This is a genomic window from Sphingomonas zeicaulis (genome assembly GCF_050433225.1).
GTDB classification, from domain to species: domain Bacteria; phylum Pseudomonadota; class Alphaproteobacteria; order Sphingomonadales; family Sphingomonadaceae; genus Sphingomonas_D; species Sphingomonas_D zeicaulis.
Genome location: NZ_JBNPXQ010000003.1, coordinates 199,834 through 216,086 on the forward strand (window position 1 = coordinate 199,834; position 16,253 = coordinate 216,086).

The window sequence follows — 16,253 nt, forward strand, 5'->3', positions numbered from 1 at the left end:
GTTTCCTGCGGTTTATTCCTGTCAGCCGGTCGCGCCGTGCCGCTCCTTGCCGTCCACCACGGTGCGCAGCACCTTCGCCCCGGCGATCCCGGCCGGATCGTCGCGGAGCAGATCGCGGTCGAGCACCGCAAAGTCGGCGATGTTGCCGGGCCTGAGCGTGCCCAGCCGATCGTCCTGGAAGCCGGCATAGGCATTTTCGGCGGTATAAGCGTGAAGCGCCTGGGCCGCGGTGACCCGCTGTTCGGGCAACCAGCCGCCGGGGTTGGCGCCGTCGATCGTCTGGCGCAGCACCGCCGCCGCCACGCCGCTCAGCGGATCGATCGGCGCCACCGGCCAGTCCGACCCGAAGGTCACGTGCGCGCCGCTGTCGATCAGCGACTTGAACGCATAGGTGCCGTTGAGGCGCTTCTCGCCGATCCGCTTCACCGCCCAGCGGCCGTCGTCGATCGCATGATAGGGCTGGACGGAGGCGATCACGCCCTGCCGCTTGAAGCGCGGGATATCGGCCGGATCGAGATGCTGGGCATGTTCGATGCGGAAACGGCGGTCGCGCGCGCCGTTGGCGGCGGCGACGCGCTGGTAGATGTCGAGCAGGTCGGCATTGGCGGCGTCACCGATCGCATGGGTCGTCACGTGCAGGTCGGCGGCGTCGGCACCCTTGATCCATGCCTCGATCTTGTCGAGCGGATCGAGCGCGATGCCGTGACTGTCCGGCGCGTCCGTATAGGGCTGGCGGAACAGGGCGGTGCGGGATCCAAGCGAGCCATCGACCAGCCCCTTCATTGCGCCCCAACGCACCCAGTCGTCGCCTCGGCCCTCGGCCTTGACGAGTGCCGCCATGCGTTCCCAATCCTTGAGGGGCACGAAGGAATAGAACCGCATCGGAAGCTGTTTGGACGTGCCGCGCAGACGGCGCAGCGCATCCTGCGTGGTCCAGTCGAGTTCGGTGATGTGCACCTGGGTCACGCCGCGCGACAACGCATAGGCGGTACCGGCAGCGAGCGTCTTTTCGATCTCCGCCGCGGTCGGCGCGGTGATGACGCGCTCGACCAGTTCCTTGGCGGTATCCTTGACGATGCCGGTCGGCTCACCCTTGGCATCGCGAACGATGACGCCGCCTGCCGGATCGGGCGTGTCCCGCGTGATGCCGGCCAGCTTCAGCGCCATGCTGTTGCAGAGATACATGTGGAGATCGAGACGCGCGACGGCGACCGGCGTATTCGGCGTAACCGCATCGATCCAGTCGCGCCGCGGCAATTCGCCGCCCCACAATTGCTCATCCCAATGGCCGCCTTCCAGCCATTTGCCCGGCGGCATCTTCGCTGCCGCCTCGGCGATGCGGCGGGTGAATTCGGCCGGGGTGGCGGCATCGCGCAGGCTGGGCTGCGCGAGCATCGCCGAGCCGCGCAGGAAATGGGTGTGATTGTCGATGAAGCCCGGCATCACAAAGGCGCCGCCGAGATCGACGACGCGGGTCTTGCGGCCGATGCCGGCGCGCACCGCGGCATCGCCCAGCGCGGCGATGCGGTTGCCGCTGATCGCGATCGCATCGCTCGGCGGCGTCGCGGCGCCGGTCCACACCCGCGCATTGACATAGACGGTGTCGAATTTCGCATCCGCCGCCCAGCCGGCGCGAGCAACCAGCAATGCGGTGCCGGCACCCAGCAGCGAGCGGCGGGAAAGCATCGTCATCGTCATGCCAGCGACTCCTGCGTGGTGGTCGGCACAGGCAGTCGATCTGCATTCATCCGGCGCATCCAATCCGATAATTCAGTGCCGTCCGTGCCGGCGATCAGTTCGGCCGCGACCTCGGCGGTTTCGTCCTGTCCCAGCTTGAACCGTGCGTCGATCGCACGCACGTGCGCACGGAAAGCGATGATCCGCGGCAGCAATTGCGCCATTCGCTCACCGGCATCGGCAATCGTCCAGGGGTTCGGCTGAGAGGCTTCCATCGTATCGGTGAGTTGTTCGACCGAAGACAGCGTTTCATCCTCGATGAACTCGACCTCGACGGCGATCATCGCCACTGCGAAATTCCAGGTCGGCACCCACCGCGGCTTCGATACCAGCGCGGGCGAGATATAGGCATGGGGGCCCGAGAAGAGCAGCACGGCATTAGGGTTGGCCTGCAACGCGGCCACCTGCGCATTACGCCGGGAGCAGTGGCCGAGCAGCGAGACGAGACGCCCCTCCGCATCGGTTTCGGCGAGCATCGGCAGCGGCGTGGCATCGAAGCCGGCGCTGCCATGGTTGACCAGCCAGGCGAGCGGATGCTCGGCGATCAGCTTGAGAAGGTCGGCGGTGGATCCGGAGGAAAATTGCATTTCGCGAAGGTTTCGCAACGCTGACCCCATCGAAACATCCAGAATCGCAAAACCGATGGGTCCAGCAAAGTCAGGGCGCGGCCGTGTCGCGCAGGCCACAGATCGCGGCGGCGAGATCGACCTCGTCGAGGCTGGCAAAACCAAGCCGCAATCCGCGCTCCGCCTCGGGCCGGACCATATAGCTGTGCGAGGGGGCGAAGCTGAGGCCGAGCGCGGGGGCGCGGCGCTCGATCCGGTCGAGCGCGGCATGGTCGCGAAAGGCCAGCCACAGCGCGACGCCGCCTTGTGGCAATGCCATGTCTACCATGTCCCCGAACGCGTCGCTTACCGCCTGCGCGGCGGCATCGCGACGGCCGGCGTAGATCTGTGTCGCCTTGCGCGCGTGGCGGCGCACCTCGCCGCTGTCGATCAGTTCGGCGGCGGCATCCTCCGTCAAGGTATTCCCCATGCCGTCGATCAGCGACACCTCATAGGCGAGCGCGTCGATCACCCGCGCGGGCGCCGCGACATAGCCGATGCGCAGCGCCGGCAGCAGCAGCTTGGAAAGCGAGCCGACGTAAAGGACATGTTCGGGCGCATAGCTGGCCATCGGCAGCAGCGGTTGCGATCCGAAGCGGAATTCATGGTCATAATCATCCTCGATGATCGCGAAGCCGAACTGGCGTGCGAGTTCGAGGAGGCGCAGCCGCCGCTCGGGCCGGAGCGAGACGGTGGTGGGGAACTGGTGGTGTGGGGTGAGGAAGATAGCGGCGACGCGGTGCTGGCGGCACTGGCGCTCGACATCCTCGACATCGAGTCCCTCTGCATCGAGCCGCACCGGCACCACCTGGGACCCGCAGGCGCGGAAGGCGGCGACCGCCGGCTCGTAGGTCAGTTCCTCGACCAGCGCGACCGCGCCCGGTCGGGTGAGGATACGCGCAGCTAGGAAGATGCCCTGCTGGCTGCCGCGGGTGATCAGGATGTTCTCGGGCCCCACCATCAGCCCGCGCTGCCCCTGTAGCATCGTCGCGACGCTCTGGCGCAGCAGCGGCGATCCACGCGGATCGCGATAAAGCAGCCGGTTCTCGCGCGAGGCCTTGAGCGCCGCCGAGCGATAGGCGCGCGCGACGAGTTCGGCGGGAAAGATCGATCCGTCCGGCGCGCCTTCGTCCAGCTTCAGCCAGCGCCCGGCCGGGACAGCGATCGGCCGATCGGGCGCACGCCGGAAAGGATAGGCGATCAGCCGCTCGGGCGCGAACGCGGTGGGCAGGCCGGAGCCCTGCTCGGGCTCCGCCTCGGGCAGCGAGGCCGAGACGATCGTGCCGCGGCGGCCGAGCGATTCCAGCCAGCCTTGCGCCACCAGTTCGTCATAGGCGGTGACGATGGTCTTGCGGTTGACCCCAAGCGCGGTAGCCAGCTCGCGGGTACCGGGAAGATAGGTGCCGGGCGGGAGACGGCCGCGCTGGATCTCGTGGATCAGCGCGTGGACGATCTGCATGTAGAGCGGAGTATCGCCGTCAGGCTGAAGACGTTGGGCGAGAACGGTTTTCCAGGGGCGGAGCATGGGGGGTCTTTCTGTCCTCGTCTCGCCCCCTTCCCGCTTTTCCCGGGCAAGGGGGGCTCGGGCGAGGCCGAGAGCCGAGACCGGCTCGGCGCGGGGCCCGAAGCCTCCGTCTCGGCTCCGCTCGATAGCCTCCTCGACTTCGCTTGGGCGACAGCAGGGTGGGGTGGGCAAGACGGAGCGTCCTGGCCCCGTCTACCACTCTTTAGCTATACGACAAGGGAGCCAGTTGCACTTTCACCCAGCTTGCTCCCTCGCCGATCGCCCGCATCGCGATCGGCGCGGTCGCCATCGCTTCCAGGAAGCTGTGCGTCGCCCCCGGATAGACGCTCATCCGGTGTTCCACGCCTGCCACCGTGAGCCGCTCGGCGAGCGCAAAGCTTTGTTCCGCGAGTAGATCTCGCCCGGCCACGATCAGCAGCGCTGGCGGTACATCCTTCATGTCGGCGAGCAATGGGCACACATAAGGATCGCTGCGATCGGCATCGTCGCGCAGATAATTAGTGTAGAACCAATCCATCTCGGCGCGGTTGAGCACCGCATTCGGCCCGCCCAGTTCCGCCTCGGCCGCGTCGGACGAGCGATCCGAATAGGTGCCGTAGTTGAGCAGCATCGCCCGCGGCTTTGGCCCGTCGGCGCCATCGCGCAGCCGCAGGCTGGCGGCGAGCGCGAGGTTGGCACCGGCGGAATCGCCACCGATCGCCAGTCGGGTGGCGTCGATCCCCAGCGCCCCCGCCTTCGCCGCCAGCCAGCGCAGCACCATCAGCACCGCGTCCAGCGCGACCGGATAGCGCGCCTCTGGCGACAGTGGATAATCGACGCCGACCACCGCGAAGCCGCCCGCTGCAGCATATTCGCGCATCAACCGGTCATGCGTGTCGATGCTGAACAATGTGAAGCCGCCGCCATGGAGATAGACCAAGGCCGGCAGCACGGCGTCTTCGGTAGGACGATGGATGCGCACACGGAAGCGATGATCGCCAATTTCCAGCCGATGTTCGTCAGTGCGCGCCATGGCAGGTCCGCCGGCGCGCAGCGGCGCACGAACGATCTCGGCTACCGCGCGGGCGCGGGCGATGCTGAGTCCGTCGAGCGGCGGATGCTCGCGCCAGCGATTGGTCAGCCGGCGGTTGAAGGCGGCGAGATCGGGGTCGATGGGATCGCTCATCAGGCGTGCGGCCAGGTCCAAATCAGGATGTTTGCGAACAGCACCAGCGCTGCGCCGAGCATCAGCAGCGGCTGCTTGCGATCGCCACCCCGACGGAACAGCGCAATCGCGCCGATGACGAGCGCGAGGACCGCGAGCATGGCGATGGCGGTGACGATATTGAAGAGGTCACGACTGGGCATATCCTGCTTAGACGCGTGTTCGTCCCCTCACTGCAAGTCCTTAAGGGGCGGCATCACCCCTGCAACACCCGTGCATATGCTGTCGCGTCCACATTTCCGCCGGACAGGATCACCAAGGTCCGCGCGCCCAGCTTTACCTTGCCCGCGAGCACCGCCGCGAGCGCCACCGCGCCGCCGGGTTCGACCACGACGCGCAGGTGGCGGAAGGTGTGGCGCTGGGCGGCGGCGACTTCGGCCTCGCTCACCGCCACGCCGCGCGCGCCGCGGGCCTTGAGCACATCGAAGGTCAGCGGCGAGACGCGCGTCGTCTGCAGCGCATCGCAGGCGGTGGTTGGCGGGTTGGGGCCGACCGGGACGATCTCCCCCAGTTCCAGCGAGCGGCCCATATCGTCCCATCCTTCGGGTTCGGCGACGATGATCTCCGCTTCCGGCACCGCGAGCGCGATGCCGGCGGAAAGGCCGCCGCCGCCGCAGGGGATGATGATGCGGTCGGGCGGCGCCAGCCCCAGCGCCGCCATCTGGCGCACCGCGTCCAGCCCGGCACTGCCCTGCCCCTCGATCACCCAGGGATCGTCGAAGCTCGGCACCAGCACCGCGCCGCGCTCCGCGGCGAGCGCCGCCGCGATCGCCTCACGGCTTTCGGTGGCGCGATCATAGCGAATCACCTCCGCCCCCAGCGCCAGCGTCGATTCGAGTTTCGCCGCCGGCGCGTCCGCCGGCATGACGATGGTGGCGGCGATGCCCAGCCGACGCGCCGCCCAGGCGACGCCCTGCGCGTGATTTCCCGACGAAAAGGCGACGACGCCCGCCGCCTTTTCCGCATCGGTCATGTCACTCAGCCGATGCCATGCACCACGCAGCTTGAAAGCCCCCATCGGCTGGAGCGATTCGGCCTTGCAGAGCAGCCGTTCATCGAAAAAAGGCAGCGACAGAAGCGGTGTGGACGGCACGACTTTATCAAGATTTTCCAGAGCCTTGACCACCCCTTCAAGCTGCGGCCGACGTGACTTATCCACAGGCATGTCTCCGAATTGAAACATCTCAACGAGCAGCCGCTTTACATGGGGGGGCGTGCTGAATATATCGCCCCCTCCCGCTGCCCCATGGGACTTCCACCGCAAGGCAGCACGTTTCGTGAACTACCCACTGGAGGTCCCTTGAGTTGCACAAGCATCATAGCGCGCTGGGGCTAGCTGCAGCCCTTCGTCCGGTCCAGCCGGTCACGCTCGTTCGCCCGCACGCCGCTCGCCGTGCCGCCCGTTTCTTCGCGGAGAAGTTCCCGGGTACGGCCATGTATGCGGTGAAGGCGAACCCCTCGCCCGAACTGATCACGCTCCTTTGGGAAAGCGGGATCACGCATTTCGACGTCGCGTCGATCGCCGAGGTCCGCCTCGCCGCGAAGGCCGCGCCGGGTGCCACCCTGTGCTTCATGCACCCGGTGAAGGCCGAGGAAGCGATTGCGGAAGCCTATTTCGAACATGGCGTTCGCACCTTCTCGCTCGACACGATCGAGGAGTTGGAGAAGATCGTCCGTGCGACCCGCGGAGCGGAAGACCTCACGCTGTGCGTGCGGCTGCGGGTGTCGTCGGAGCATTCGAAGCTCAGCCTCGCCTCGAAGTTCGGCGCTGCGCCGGGTGAGACCAAGGATCTGCTGATCGCCGTCCGCCAGGTCGCCGATGCGCTGGGCATCTGCTTCCATGTCGGCAGCCAGGCGATGACGCCGGACGCCTATGCCCAGGCGATGGAGCGGGTGCGCGCCGCGATCGTCGAGGCCGGCGTCACCGTCGACGTTGTCGATGTCGGTGGCGGCTTCCCGTCGAGCTATCCGGGCATGGAGCCCCCGCCGCTGGAGCGTTATTTCGAGACGATCCATCGCGCGTTCGAGAGCCTGCCGGTCAGCTATTCGGCCGAACTGTGGTGTGAGCCGGGCCGTGCGCTGTGCGCCGAGTACAGCTCCCTCGTGGTGCGCGTCGAGCGTCGCCGCGGCGATGAGCTGTACATCAACGACGGCGCCTATGGCGCGCTGTTCGATGCGGCGCATGTCGGCTGGCGTTTCCCGGTGGTGCTGCTGCGCGAGCCGGAATCGAACGCCAAGATGGTGCCGTTCAGCTTCTACGGCCCCACCTGCGACGATCTCGATCACATGACGGGCCCGTTCCTGCTGCCCGCCGACGTTCGCGCCGGCGACTATATCGAGATCGGCATGCTCGGCGCCTATGGCTGCGCGATGCGCACCGGCTTCAACGGCTTCGGCGAGGCGCCGGCCCATGAAGTCACCGACGAGCCGATGGTCTCGCTCTATGTCGAGCTGGACGAGCCGGCGGCCCGCCCGTCGAACGTCGTCACGCTGTAACCTTCGTCCTACAGACCGCTCTCTTCCTCCCCTCCCGCCTTGCGGGAGGGGTTGGGGGAGGGCATGTTTTTCCGCCTGACCTACTGGCCCCAACGGGCCCTCCCCTAGCCCCTCCCGCCCGAGCGGAAGGGGAACATTGCTGCTGGAGATCCGAATGACCGAAGCCATCAACGACACGCGCAAGGCCGAGCTACTCTCGACCGTCGTCGAGCATGTCGACATCACCAAGTTCGACGCACGCCCGATCATCGATGCCATGGGCAAGATGAGCTTCACCAGCCGCGACCTCGCGCGTGCGACCGGCATCTACAACCAGATGCTGAACGATCCGGACTGCTCGATCTTCCTCGTCATCGCCGGTTCGACCTCGGCGGGCGGCTGCATGGATCTCTATGCGGAGCTGCTGCGCTCCAACATGATCGACGGCGTGGTCGCCACCGGCGCGTCGATCGTCGACATGGATTTCTTCGAGGGCCTCGGCCACAAGCATTATCAGGCGCTCGAAGTGCCCGACGACAACACGCTGCGCTCGCTCTACATCGACCGCATCTACGACACCTATATCGACGAAGAGCAGCTTCAGGACTGCGACCACACGATCGGCAAGATCGCCGACTCGCTGGAGCCCAAGGCCTATTCGAGCCGCGCCTTCATCCGCGAGATGGGCAAGTATCTCGCCGAGCATGGCAAGAAGGAGAACAGCCTCGTCAAGCTCGCCTATGAGCATGACGTGCCGATCTTCTGCCCGGCATTCGTCGACAGCTCGGCGGGTTTCGGTCTCGTCAAGCATCAGGTCGAGCGCGCCAAGGAAGGCAAGCCCTACATGGTGCTCGACGCCATCGCCGACTTCCGCGAACTGACCGACATCAAGATCAAGGCGGGCACCACCGGCCTGCTGATGATCGGTGGCGGCGTGCCTAAGAACTTCATCCAGGACACCGTGGTGTGCGCCGAGATTCTCGGCCACGAGGATGTCGAGATGCACAAATATGCGGTGCAGATCACGGTCGCCGATGTGCGCGACGGCGCCTGCTCCTCCTCGACGCTGAAGGAAGCGGCGAGCTGGGGCAAGGTCGACACCACGCTGGAGCAGATGGTGTTCGCCGAAGCCGGTTCGGTGATGCCGCTGCTGGCGTCGGACGCCTATCACCGCGGCGCTTGGAAGAACCGCACCAAGCGTGCGTGGGGTGCGATCTTCGACTGATCCAACGGCCCGTTTCGATGTACGGCCCTCTCCTGCCAAGCAGGAGAGGGCTTTTTTGTGCGCGGCTCGCTTGGCCGCTCTATTTGTCGGAGTATAAGTGCCCCCCTCACCAGGAGGGGGTACCTATGCCGCAGATCGACCGTCGCAGCCTTCTCGTCGCCGGTTCGGCCGGTCTCGTTGCCGCCGCGGCGCCGGCATACGCGGCGACCAGGACCAGCGCGACGCCCCTCGCCCCGCGGCCGCCGATGGGCTGGAACAGCTGGAACAGCTTCGCGACCACCATCACCGAGGATCAGGCGCGCGAGACCGCGCGGATCATGGCGGCGAAGCTGCTGCCGGCGGGCTATGACATCTTCACCGTGGACATCCAGTGGTACGAGCCCGAAGCGCGAGGTTACGACTATAATCGGGAGCCGCAGCCGGCGATGGACGCCAATGGCCGGCTGATCCCCGCGCCCAAACGCTTCCCGTCATCCCTGGGCGGCAAGGGCTTCGCGCCGCTCGCCGCCGAGGTCCATGCGCTCGGGCTGAAGTTCGGCATCCATGTGATGCGCGGCATCCCGCGCGCGGCGGTGAAGCGCAACCTGCCGATCCTCGGCACGCCGTATCGCGCCGCCGACGTCGCCGACACGTCCAGCATCTGTTCGTGGAACCCGGACATGTATGGCGTCGACATGGCGAAGCCCGGCGCGCAGGCCTATTATGACAGCCTGTTCCGGCTTTATGCGTCGTGGGGCGTCGATTTCGTCAAGATGGACGATATGAGCCGCCCCTATGATGCCCATGCCGCCGAGATCGAGGCGGCGGCGCAGGCGATCGCCGCCAGCGGCCGACCGATGATGCTCAGCCTCTCGCCCGGCGAGACGCCGGTGGTGCGCGCCGATCATGTTGCGCACCATGCCCAGATGTGGCGGATCAGCGACGATTTCTGGGACGATTGGGCGATGCTGGAGGCGCAGTTCACCCGGCTGGAGAATTGGAACCCGCACCGCGCGCCCGGCCGCTGGCCCGACGCCGACATGTTGCCGCTCGGCCGTCTGCGCATGGGCGAGAGCGACACCCGCTTCACGCCCGACGAGCAGCGCACGCTTATGACGTTGTGGTCGATCGCGCGGTCACCGCTGATCATGGGCGGCGATCTGCGCCATCTCGACTCGCCGACATTGGCGCTGCTGACCAACCGCGAGGTGCTGGCGGTGAACCAGGCGAGCATGGGCAACCAGCCGCATTTCGTGGAGGACGGCACGCGGGTCTGGTCGGCGCGGCCGGAGAGCGGCGGCGGCCTCTATGTCGCTTTGTTCAACACGGGCAAGAGCGCGAAGCCGGTCGGTGTGCCGCTGGCGATGCTGGGGCTGTCGGGGACGGTGAAGGTGCGGGATCTGTGGGCCGGCGCCGCGGATGGCGATGCAACGGGCCGGCTGGTGCGGACGCTGCCGGCGCATGGCGCGGGGTTGTATAGGCTGGGTTGAGACCAGCGCTTTTTTCTCCCCGACGTTTCGCGCCGGGGAAGATATCAAGCCTGCCCCAGCCGGGCCTCCACCAGATCAAGCGGCATCGCGCCGCCGCCCAGCACCACGCCGTGGAACCGTTTCAGGCTGAAACCACGCTTGGCCTTCGCCTTTTCGCGAAGGTCCAGCAATCGCAACTGGCCGAGCTTGTAGCCCAGCGCCTGCCCCGGCCAGGCCATGTAGCGCTCGATCTCGGCGGTCACTTCGCTGTCGGCGGAACCGGTGGTGTCGCGCATGTAATCGATCGCCTGCAACCGGCTCCAGCGCTTGTGGTGCATGCCGGTATCGACCACCAGCCGCACCGCGCGGAACAGTTCGTCCTGCAGGCGGCCGAGATCGCCCAGCGGATCCTTCGCATAGGCGCCCAGTTCCGCCATCAGCCGCTCGCAATAGAGCGCCCAGCCTTCCTGATAGGCGTTGAAGCTGGCGATACGGATCATCAGCGGCGCCTCGGGCAGCGCGGTGGCGATCGAGCCCTGGGTGTGGTGGCCGGGCACGCCTTCATGATAGCTGAGCGTCGGCAGGCTGAAGCGCGGCACCGCGCGCATGTCCCGCAGGTTGATCCAGTAGGTGCCGGGGCGTGAGCCATCGAGCGACGGCCCGTCATAATAGCCGCCCGGCGCGCCTTCCTGCGAGGCGACCGGCACCCGCTTCACCACCAGATGCTGGGCCGGGATCAGGTCCGCCGGCAGCAGATCCGGATAGCGCGCCTCCGCGGCGGAAACGAGCCCGCGGACATAGTCGAGCAGTTCGTCACGCCCGGCGTCGCTGTCGGCGAACTGGTTGGCGGGATCGTTGGCGAGCGCATCCATCCGCGCGCCGACGCTGCCCTTGGTCAGCCCGCGGGCGCGCAGCAGCGCCTCCATCTCGGCGGAGATGCGCGCGACCTCGTCGAGCCCGAGCCTGTGGACCTCCTCGGGCGGCAGCGGCGTATCGCCGAGCGCGCGGACATTGGCGGCGTAGAGCGCGGCGCCTTCGGGCTGCGCCCACAGCCCGTCCTCCTCGCGCGCCGTCACCAGCATCGCCGAGATCTGGGCGCGCAGCTTGGCGATCGCCGGCCGTGCGCGGCGGCGCAGCGCGGTGGTCGCGCGGCGGATCGCGGTGCGGCGCATTTCCATGGACAGGCCGGCCTCACCGATGCGCTGCGTGAAGCTGCGGATCAGCACATGGTCCTCCGCCTTGCCCGCAAGGAAGGCATCGAGCACCGGCAAGGTCCGCGTCAGCAGCGCGCGCGGCGGCCGGCAGCCCGCCGCCTCGTCCGCCTTCAACTTCTCGACGACGCCGGCGAAGCCGCCCTCGAACCCGTCGAGCTTGGTGATCCACGCATCGACCGCGCGCGGCGTCGCGACCGACTGCTGCGAGGCGAGCATGTTGACCGTGTCGATATGCGGCCCCGCCACCTGCGTGACGAGATAGGGCACATGGCCGGAAAAATTGAACGGGTTGGTGCGGCCATAGGCAATGCCCGCGCTGCGCACGCCATTTTCCAGGATCGCGCCAGCCACCGCCAGCCGCGTCGCGGTGAGCGGGTCGGCGGCGACGCGGATCGTCGCGAGCCGGTTGGCGCCGTTGCGCAGCGCATTGCGCCATGCCGCCTCGCCCGCGGGCGAATAATCGTCCATCCGCCGCGCCGCCGGGCCACCGTCCATCGCCGTCGGTGTGCCGTTGTAGGTCGCGGTCTCGGGGATGTGCGCGAGCAACTCATCGGTCAGCGGGTCGAGCGGACCGACCGTGGGTGGAGGCAAGGTGCGGGGAGGCTTCGGCTTGGATTTTGGCCGCGTCGCCGCCAGGCCGGGGGCGGATGTCGCCGCAACAGCGAGGCCGGCTATAGTCTGGCGGCGGGTAAACAGGCGCATCGCGTCCCTTTCGATTGTCGGCTCCTTCGTGACATCCGGCGACTTTGCGGGCAACAGGCTGTGCCATGATCGAACTCGATTATGAGGGCGCCGTCGCCCGCCTCACCCTGGACCGCGCTGGCAGCCGCAACGCGCTTGGCCTCGCCGACTGGGCTGCGCTGGCGGAGGCAGCCGCCGGGCTGGCGACCGCGCCGGCGCGCGTGCTCCTGATCCGATCGGCGGTGCCCGGCACCTTCTGCGCGGGATCGGACCTCAAGCAGCTCGCCACATTGCATGACGACGAAGCCGCCCGTGCGCCCTTCCGCCGGGCGATGCGCGCCGCGCTGGACGGCATCGCCGACCTGCCGATGCCGACGATCGCGCTGGTTGAGGGCGGGGCGTTTGGTGCGGGCGTCGCGCTGGCGATGGCGTGCGACATGCGCATCGCCTCCCCCACCGCGCGCTTTGCGATCCCGCCCGCGCGGTTCGGCATCCTCTATCCGGCCATCGACGTGAACCGGTTGACCGAACTGGTCGGCGCGGCGCAGGCGATGCTGCTGCTGACCAGCGGCAGCGCGATCGGCGCCGAGGAGGCGGCACGGATCGGGCTGGTCGAGCGCGTCGCGGCGGATGCCGCGACCGCCGCCGACCAACTCGCGCAGGCGATCGCCGCCAATGCGCCCTCCAGCGTGAAGCTGCTCAAGCGCATGGTGACCGACTTCTACCCGTTCATCGAAGCGGATGGCGATGTGTCGCTGGGCGACCGGCTGTTCGACAACGCCTTCGGCAGCCCCGAGTGCGGCGAGGGCATGGCGGCGCTGGCGGAGAAGCGCTCGCCGGAGTTCCCGGGATGAGCCCGCGCATCGTCGAGGGCGACGCCGGCATCCTGATCATCGGCGATCATGCCTCGGCGCATGTCCCGGAGGATGTGGTGCTTGGCATCGATTCGGCGCTGCTGAATCAGCATGTCGCGATCGACATCGGCGTCGCACCGGTCGCCGAGGCGCTGTGCGCGACACTGGGCTGCGCGGCGGTGCTCGCGACGGTCTCCCGCCTCGTCATCGACCTCAACCGCGAGGAAGATGCGCCGGGGCTGATCCCGATCACGAGCGATGGTCACGCCATCCCCGGCAATGCGCTGGATCATGACGGCCGCGAGAGCCGGGTGGCGCGCTTCTGGCGGCCCTATCATGACGCGGTGGCGGAGCGGATCGCGACGACGCGCCCTGCCCTGCTCGTCTCGCTGCACAGCTTCACGCCGCAACTCGCCAGCCGACCCGAGGAGGCGCGGCCGTGGCATGTCGGGATCCTCTACAACGAGGATGACCGCGCCGCGCGGATCGCGATCCCGGTGCTGGAGGCGGCTGGCCTCACCATCGGCGACCAGCTTCCCTATTCGGGTAAATTGCTCAACGCGACGATGAACCGGCACGGCGAAGGCAGCGGCACGCCCTATCTGGGCATCGAGATGCGGCAGGATCTGGTGGGCGATGCCGCCGGCGTGGCGCGCATGGCCGGACTGCTCGCGCCGGCGATCCTCGCAGCGCGGGACGCTCTGGCGTGAGCGCATGGGACGCCGGGCGCCCGATCCTGACGGCGGGTGAGACGCGCGCGGCAGAACAGGTGCTGTTCGATGGCGGCATGAGCGTGGAGGCGCTGATGGCGCGCGCCGGCGCCGCGCTCGCCGAACTGGTCTGGCGCCATGCCGGCCCGGTCGACACGCTGATCGTTTGCGGCCCCGGCAACAATGGCGGTGACGGCTATGTCGCCGCCGCGCTGCTCCGCCAGTTGGGCATGAACGTCCGCGTCGCCACGCTCGCCGAACCGCGCACCGATGCCGCGCGCCAAGCCCGTGACGGCTGGGGCGGCGCGCTCGAGGCATTTGCCGATGCCGCGCCGGCGACGGTGCTGGTCGACGCGCTGTTCGGCACCGGCCTTACCCGCGGGCTCGATGCGGCGGTCGCGGCGAAGCTTGCGGCGCTGGCGGCTGCGGCTACGGTAACCATCGCGGTCGACCTGCCCAGCGGTGTCGCCACCGATGATGGCGCGGTGCTGACCGATGGGTTGCCCCGGTTCGACCTCACATTGGCGCTGGGCGCGCTCAAGCCCGCGCATCGCCTGCGCCCGGCGGCGGACCATATCGGCCGCGTCGTCGTCGGCGAGATCGGCATCCCGACCGACGCCGCGCGCCTGCGCGAACTTGCGCGGCCGCGGCTGGCGGCGCCGACCGCCGGCGACCATAAATATAGCCGCGGCATGGTCGCGGTCGCGGGTGGCGCGATGCCGGGCGCGGCGCTGCTCGCCGCCACCGCCGCGCAGCGCGCCGGTGCCGGCTATGTCTCGCTATCCAACGGCGCCGGCGGCGGGCCGATGGCGCTGGTGCATCGTCCGCTCGACGCGTTGATCGAGGACAGGCGGGTCGGTGCGCTGGTGGTCGGGCCGGGGCTTGGCCGCGATGGCGCCGCCCGCGAGATCGTCGCGGCGGCGCTGGGCAGCGGGCGACCGCTGATCGTCGATGCCGATGCGCTGGTGCTGCTCGGCCAGCCGGGGTTGAAGCGCCTCGCCGCGCTCGATGCGCCCGCGATCCTCACCCCGCATGAGGGCGAGTTCGCCAGACTCTTCCCCGGCATCGCCGGCGACCGGCTCAGCCGCGCGCGCGCCGGCGCCGCGGCGTCGGGCGCGGTGCTGCTGCTGAAGGGCAGCGACAGCATCGTCGCGCATCCCGATGGCCGCGCGGTGATCGCGCCCGCCGCGCCGGCATGGCTTGCCAGCGCGGGTACGGGTGACGTACTGGCCGGCACGATCGCGGCGATGCGCGCGCGCGGGCTCGATGCGTTCGATGCCGCCTGCGCCGGGCTATGGCTGCATGGTGAAGCGGCGCGGATCGCCGGACCCGCGCTGATCGCCGACGATCTCGCCGCGGCGCTGCCGCGCGCATTGGAGCAATGTTTGTGAGTGTGATTCTTCGCGTCGCCGCCCGCGGCGATGGCGTTACCGCCGATGGCCGTTTCTTCGCGCTCGCCGCCCCCGGCGACAGCATCGGCGACGATGGCAGCATCATCCCCGGCCCGCACCATGCCGAGCCGCCCTGCCGCCACTTCCCCACCTGCGGCGGCTGCCAGCTCCAGCATCTCGACGATGCCAGCTATGCCGAGTTCCTGACCGACCGGGTGGCCGTGGCGCTTTCCGGCCAGCAACTCGAGTCGCCGATCCTGCCGCCGCACATCTCGCCGCCGTTCAGCCGCCGCCGCGCTTCGCTGCGCGCGGAACGGCGCGGACGCAGCGTGCTGCTGGGCTTCAACGAGGGGCGCAGCCACCGCATCGTCGACGTCGCCGAATGCCATGTGTTGCGGCCCGAACTGTTCGCGCTGGTCGCGCCGCTGCGCAAGCTGCTCGCCGGCCTGCTGCCCGACCGGCGCGGCGGCGAGGTGCGGATGACAATGGCGGATCAGGGAGTCGACCTGCTGATCGAGGGCATCGAAGCCGCGACGCTGGACACGACCGAGGCGCTGACCGCATTCGCTAGCGCGCATGAGCTCGCCCGCCTCGCGATCGACGACGGCTATGGCCCGCAGACGCGGTGGGAACCAGAGCCCGTGACGACAACCTTGGGTGGCGTGCCCGTGCCGCTGCCCCCCGCTGCCTTCCTGCAGGCGACCGAGGATGGCGAGGCCGCGTTGGCCGCCGCCGTTCGCGCAGGCATCGGTGACGCGACGGTCGTCGCCGACCTGTTCGCCGGGCTCGGCACCTTTGCGCTTGCGCTGGCCGAAGGCCGTCGCGTCTACGCCGCGGAGGCGGCGCGGGATGCGGTGCTCTCGCTCAAGGCTGCCGGTGCGCGGGCGCAGCTTCAGCTCTTTGCCGACCACCGCGACCTCTACCGCCGCCCGCTCGACGAAAAGGAATGCGCACGCTTCGAGGCGGTGGTGCTCGATCCGCCGCGCAGCGGCGCGGAGGCGCAGATGCCTGCGCTCGCCAAGGCGGGCCCGCCGCGCATCGCTTATGCATCCTGCAACCCCGCCACCTTCGCGCGCGACGCGAAGGTGCTGGTCACCGGCGGATATCGGTTGGAGCAGGTGATGCCGGTCGGCCAGTTCCGCTGGTCGACGCATGCGGAACTGGTGGGACATTTTGTAAGGTGA

General features: G+C 68.5%; 14 protein-coding genes. 7 read left to right on the top strand and 7 right to left on the bottom strand.

All coding sequences use genetic code 11. From position 1 onward, the window contains the following. Positions 1-21: 21 nt before the first annotated feature. The 6 genes from FHS96_RS13665 to FHS96_RS13690 form a co-directional block, all read right to left on the bottom strand. Positions 22-1,698, bottom strand: a complete 1,677-nt coding sequence (locus tag FHS96_RS13665; RefSeq protein WP_429592252.1) for an amidohydrolase — start codon at positions 1,696-1,698, stop codon at positions 22-24. Beyond that, positions 1,695-2,324 carry an FMN-binding negative transcriptional regulator gene (locus FHS96_RS13670; RefSeq protein WP_429592255.1) on the bottom strand — a complete coding sequence of 210 codons (630 nt, stop codon included), beginning with the start codon at positions 2,322-2,324 and terminating at the stop codon, positions 1,695-1,697. Before FHS96_RS13670 ends, FHS96_RS13665 begins: the two co-directional genes overlap by 4 nt. A gap of 70 nt (positions 2,325-2,394) precedes the next feature. Beyond that, positions 2,395-3,867, bottom strand: a complete 1,473-nt coding sequence (pdxR, locus tag FHS96_RS13675) for a MocR-like pyridoxine biosynthesis transcription factor PdxR (RefSeq protein ID WP_429592258.1) — start codon at positions 3,865-3,867, stop codon at positions 2,395-2,397. Between the two features lie 202 nt (positions 3,868-4,069). Further along, positions 4,070-5,032: an alpha/beta hydrolase gene (locus FHS96_RS13680; RefSeq protein ID WP_429592261.1), complete on the bottom strand. Its 963-nt coding sequence runs from the start codon at positions 5,030-5,032 to the stop codon at positions 4,070-4,072. Further along, a complete protein-coding gene (locus FHS96_RS13685; RefSeq protein WP_429592264.1) occupies positions 5,032-5,214 on the bottom strand; it encodes a hypothetical protein in 183 nt (60 codons plus the stop codon). The genes FHS96_RS13680 and FHS96_RS13685 overlap by 1 nt, the downstream gene beginning before the upstream one ends. Positions 5,215-5,267: 53 nt before the next feature. Beyond that, positions 5,268-6,236 carry a threonine ammonia-lyase gene (locus FHS96_RS13690; protein WP_429592266.1) on the bottom strand — a complete coding sequence of 323 codons (969 nt, stop codon included), beginning with the start codon at positions 6,234-6,236 and terminating at the stop codon, positions 5,268-5,270. A gap of 140 nt (positions 6,237-6,376) precedes the next feature. On the opposite strand from FHS96_RS13690, the gene FHS96_RS13695 reads away from it, so the two are divergent. The 3 genes from FHS96_RS13695 (at position 6,377) to FHS96_RS13705 (ending at position 10,240) form a co-directional block, all read left to right on the top strand. Continuing rightward, complete coding sequence (locus FHS96_RS13695) at positions 6,377-7,567, top strand: type III PLP-dependent enzyme (protein WP_429592269.1); 1,191 nt, start codon at positions 6,377-6,379, stop codon at positions 7,565-7,567. A gap of 154 nt (positions 7,568-7,721) precedes the next feature. Then, a complete protein-coding gene (locus FHS96_RS13700; protein ID WP_429592272.1) occupies positions 7,722-8,771 on the top strand; it encodes a 1,9-bis(guanidino)-5-aza-nonane synthase in 1,050 nt (349 codons plus the stop codon). Positions 8,772-8,896: 125 nt separating this feature from the next. Beyond that, positions 8,897-10,240, top strand: a complete 1,344-nt coding sequence (locus FHS96_RS13705) for a glycoside hydrolase family 27 protein (protein ID WP_429592274.1) — start codon at positions 8,897-8,899, stop codon at positions 10,238-10,240. Positions 10,241-10,284: 44 nt separating this feature from the next. Here FHS96_RS13705 and FHS96_RS13710 read toward each other — a convergent pair whose 3' ends face one another. After that, positions 10,285-12,135, bottom strand: coding sequence for a DUF885 domain-containing protein (locus FHS96_RS13710; RefSeq protein WP_429592277.1), 1,851 nt, complete (start codon positions 12,133-12,135; stop codon positions 10,285-10,287). A 65-nt stretch (positions 12,136-12,200) separates the two neighbouring features. On the opposite strand from FHS96_RS13710, the gene FHS96_RS13715 reads away from it, so the two are divergent. Genes FHS96_RS13715 through FHS96_RS13730 form a run of 4 tightly spaced genes read left to right on the top strand, consistent with a single transcriptional unit; the run spans position 12,201 to position 16,253 of the window. Further along, on the top strand, positions 12,201-12,968 hold the full coding sequence (locus FHS96_RS13715) for an enoyl-CoA hydratase/isomerase family protein (RefSeq protein WP_429592280.1): 768 nt from the start codon (positions 12,201-12,203) through the stop codon (positions 12,966-12,968). Beyond that, positions 12,965-13,678, top strand: coding sequence for an N-formylglutamate amidohydrolase (locus tag FHS96_RS13720; RefSeq protein ID WP_429592282.1), 714 nt, complete (start codon positions 12,965-12,967; stop codon positions 13,676-13,678). The genes FHS96_RS13715 and FHS96_RS13720 overlap by 4 nt, the downstream gene beginning before the upstream one ends. Further along, complete coding sequence (locus tag FHS96_RS13725; protein ID WP_429592285.1) at positions 13,675-15,069, top strand: NAD(P)H-hydrate dehydratase; 1,395 nt, start codon at positions 13,675-13,677, stop codon at positions 15,067-15,069. Before FHS96_RS13720 ends, FHS96_RS13725 begins: the two co-directional genes overlap by 4 nt. Beyond that, positions 15,060-16,253 (top strand): class I SAM-dependent RNA methyltransferase, encoded by a 1,194-nt coding sequence (locus FHS96_RS13730; RefSeq protein WP_429592288.1) that lies wholly within the window; start codon positions 15,060-15,062, stop codon positions 16,251-16,253. The genes FHS96_RS13725 and FHS96_RS13730 overlap by 10 nt, the downstream gene beginning before the upstream one ends.

What these genes read in the sequence shown, in the direction of transcription:
- FHS96_RS13665 (WP_429592252.1), bottom strand. Translation starts at nt 1,698, where the DNA reads ATGACGATGACGATGCTTTCCCGCCGCTCGCTGCTGGGTGCCGGCACC.
- FHS96_RS13670 (WP_429592255.1), bottom strand. Translation starts at nt 2,324, where the DNA reads ATGCAATTTTCCTCCGGATCCACCGCCGACCTTCTCAAGCTGATCGCC.
- pdxR (WP_429592258.1), bottom strand. Translation starts at nt 3,867, where the DNA reads ATGCTCCGCCCCTGGAAAACCGTTCTCGCCCAACGTCTTCAGCCTGAC.
- FHS96_RS13680 (WP_429592261.1), bottom strand. Translation starts at nt 5,032, where the DNA reads ATGAGCGATCCCATCGACCCCGATCTCGCCGCCTTCAACCGCCGGCTG.
- FHS96_RS13685 (WP_429592264.1), bottom strand. Translation starts at nt 5,214, where the DNA reads ATGCCCAGTCGTGACCTCTTCAATATCGTCACCGCCATCGCCATGCTC.
- FHS96_RS13690 (WP_429592266.1), bottom strand. Translation starts at nt 6,236, where the DNA reads ATGCCTGTGGATAAGTCACGTCGGCCGCAGCTTGAAGGGGTGGTCAAG.
- FHS96_RS13700 (WP_429592272.1), top strand. Translation starts at nt 7,722, where the DNA reads ATGACCGAAGCCATCAACGACACGCGCAAGGCCGAGCTACTCTCGACC.
- FHS96_RS13705 (WP_429592274.1), top strand. Translation starts at nt 8,897, where the DNA reads ATGCCGCAGATCGACCGTCGCAGCCTTCTCGTCGCCGGTTCGGCCGGT.
- FHS96_RS13710 (WP_429592277.1), bottom strand. Translation starts at nt 12,135, where the DNA reads ATGCGCCTGTTTACCCGCCGCCAGACTATAGCCGGCCTCGCTGTTGCG.
- FHS96_RS13715 (WP_429592280.1), top strand. Translation starts at nt 12,201, where the DNA reads ATGATCGAACTCGATTATGAGGGCGCCGTCGCCCGCCTCACCCTGGAC.
- FHS96_RS13720 (WP_429592282.1), top strand. Translation starts at nt 12,965, where the DNA reads ATGAGCCCGCGCATCGTCGAGGGCGACGCCGGCATCCTGATCATCGGC.
- FHS96_RS13730 (WP_429592288.1), top strand. Translation starts at nt 15,060, where the DNA reads ATGTTTGTGAGTGTGATTCTTCGCGTCGCCGCCCGCGGCGATGGCGTT.